Annotated in this window: 4 protein-coding genes; 2 read left to right on the plus strand and 2 right to left on the minus strand. The window is 70.1% G+C overall.

Annotated elements, in window-relative coordinates; genetic code table 11:
- A partial coding sequence (locus ACWIE7_RS18820; protein ID WP_454070274.1) for a MurR/RpiR family transcriptional regulator occupies positions 1-714 on the minus strand: 714 nt, incomplete at its 3' end.
- A gap of 148 nt (positions 715-862) precedes the next feature.
- On the opposite strand from ACWIE7_RS18820, the gene ACWIE7_RS18825 reads away from it, so the two are divergent.
- Complete coding sequence (locus ACWIE7_RS18825) at positions 863-1,597, plus strand: HAD family hydrolase (protein ID WP_454070275.1); 735 nt, start codon at positions 863-865, stop codon at positions 1,595-1,597.
- On the opposite strand, the gene ACWIE7_RS18830 is transcribed toward ACWIE7_RS18825, so the two are convergent.
- Positions 1,587-2,186: a hypothetical protein gene (locus tag ACWIE7_RS18830; RefSeq protein ID WP_454070276.1), complete on the minus strand. Its 600-nt coding sequence runs from the start codon at positions 2,184-2,186 to the stop codon at positions 1,587-1,589. The two genes, ACWIE7_RS18825 and ACWIE7_RS18830, sit on opposite strands and share 11 nt — an antisense overlap.
- Between ACWIE7_RS18830 and ACWIE7_RS18835 the strand changes: the two genes are divergently transcribed.
- A partial coding sequence (locus ACWIE7_RS18835) for a hypothetical protein (protein WP_454070277.1) occupies positions 2,185-2,379 on the plus strand: 195 nt, incomplete at its 3' end. The genes ACWIE7_RS18830 and ACWIE7_RS18835 overlap by 2 nt on opposite strands.

A 2,379-nucleotide genomic window follows, 5' to 3' on the forward strand; every position in this document is an offset into this window, starting at 1 on the left:
GCCGGCGATGATCGCGTGGTCGCACAGTTCCGTCAGCGGGGAGCGGGCGAAACTGGTGATCGCCAGAACGGTCGCGCCGGCGGTCCGGGCGGACCGGACCGCGGCGAGGGTCTCGAAGGTCGAGCCGGTGTGGCTCACCACGAACAGGACGTCCCCGGGCCCGAGCATCCGCGCCTGCATGTGCTGCGCGTGGACGTCGCCGACGTAGAACGCGCTCATGCCGAGGGTGGTGAGCCGGTAGGAGCCGTCGAACGCGAGCATCGCCGAGGTGCCGACTGCGGCGAACTGGATGCGCCGCGCGGACAGGAGTGCCTCCACGACGTTCTCGACCTCGCCGATGTCCAGGACGGCGGCCGTGTCCTTGAGCGCGGACGCGAAGTCGCGCAGCAGCGTCGCGGTGAGGCTCGCTCCGGCTCCGACCGCGCTGTCAGTGGCGGCGTCGGCATCGGGCACGTACTCCACGGCGAGCCGGGTCTTGAGCTCCTGGTAACCCTTGAGCCCGATGCTCGTGCACATCCGCACCACGGTGGCGGCCGAGGTGCTGGCCCGGTCGGCGAGTTCGGTGACCGAGGCGTCCAGCACCTCGAGGGGGTCGGCGAGCACCGCGTCGGCCACGCGCCGCTCCGCCGGGGAGAACCCCGGGAGGTTGGTGCGGATGAGGTTTCTGACATCGCCGGCGGTCTCGATCTCCCGGGCGCTCTCGACTGTGTTCACGGAAGAGAAAGCTAGGCAGTCGAGGTGAACCGAGCAGGTTTCATGAGTGAACGGCGTATGTAACTTTCATTCAGCTGCTCGTAATGAAACTGGGTTTCAATCGTCGGTGTTCTCTACACACGTACCGACCGCATATCGCAGGAGCGCCATGTCGACGCCGACCCCCGACCGCCCGTCCGTCCCCCAGCCCGGCCCGGGCGTGGAAAGTCCGCCTCTCGTCCTCTTCGACTGGAACGGCACGGTGATGAACGACGTGGCCCGGGCCGCCGACGCGGCCAACCAGGCACTGGAGAAGTTCGGGATGGTGCTCTCGGAGGAAGAGTTCCAGCTGGGCTTCACTCTGCCGCTGCTCGACTGGTTCTCAGGCCTGGGGGTGCCGCAGGAGTACACGGCGGAGGCGTCCGCGCACTGGAACCGCGCGATGGAGGTCGAGGCGGCGGCGCGCGAGTCCGCACGGCGGACGGTCGCCGCACTGCGTGAGCGGGGCGTGATCACGGGGGTCGTCACCGCGGCGGCACCGGGGAGCGTGTGTGAGGACCTCCGGGCCAACGGCCTCGACGGGCTGTTCGACCTGGTCCATACAGATGTCGAGGACAAGGTGGCGTGTCTTCGCTCACTGCGTCACCTCGGCGAACCCGCACTCTACGTCGGCGACACCGCCTACGACATCACGTCGGCGCGGGCGGCGGGGTACACGACGGTCTCGATCGGGGGTGGCTATCAGCACGCCACGATCCTGGCCGGGGCCCGGCCGGACCATCACATCGAGGACCTGACCGACGTGCTCGACCTGAGCCGGCCCGCCGGCGACCGGCGCCCGGGCGGTTCGCGCCGCCCGGGCCGCCCGTTGAGCCTGGAGCAGGCCGCGGGGCTCAGTCGGTGATCTGCACTCCGGAGAAGATCTCCTCCACCGCCTCCTCGAAGGCGGGGTCGACGGGCGCGGTCGACTGGGCGGTCATGGTGTAGGTGATCGACCGGTCCTCGTGCGGGACCACGATGACCTGCACCTCCGCGGGCCGCACCGGGATGGCGCCCATCGCCGGCAGGTCGTATCCGAGGGTCCAGGCGCTGTAGCCGCAGATCTCGCCGCGCTCGGGCGTGACGTCGGAGGTGCCTGCGACCTGCTTCAGCCCGGCGAGCTGACGGTCGAAGGCGGCCTGCTCGTCGGCGGGGGAGGTCTCGGCGGTCACCACGACGTTCGGCGCGAAGTCGTCCTTGGTGAGCGCGGGGTTGATCACGGCGAGACGGATGAGCTCGGAGTTCATCGAGGTGTTGGTCTCCCAGCCCTCCGGGAGCGGGACCTCCAGCGTCGGCTCGCCCTCCTGCGAATCGGCGGCGAGGAGCTCGCCCTCCGCGGCCGCGCAGGCGCTCGACGCCTGGGCCTCGGCGTTCTCGGCATCGTCCCCTCCGGAACATGCGGACAGGGCCAGAAGCGGGATCAGGGCGGCCGCGATGCGGGTACGAGTCGACATGCGCAGTGAGGCTAGTCGACTGAAGTCCCAGGTTGGGGCGGCATGTGGACTGCGTGCGCCCGTCGCCGCGGATGTTCGCGGGCGCCGTGATCCGTATCGTCGGGGCATGAGTACCCCGAAGTCCGCCGCGCCGCGCCTCGGCGCCCGCTACGCCACCGAGCTCGCAGACCTGGTGGTGCCCTGGCGTGCTGCG

Source organism: Dietzia sp. NPDC055343, assembly GCF_053645265.1.

Coding starts and splice junctions, on each gene's coding strand:
- ACWIE7_RS18825 (WP_454070275.1), top strand. CDS start 863: ATGTCGACGCCGACCCCCGACCGCCCGTCCGTCCCCCAGCCCGGCCCG.
- ACWIE7_RS18830 (WP_454070276.1), bottom strand. CDS start 2,186: ATGTCGACTCGTACCCGCATCGCGGCCGCCCTGATCCCGCTTCTGGCC.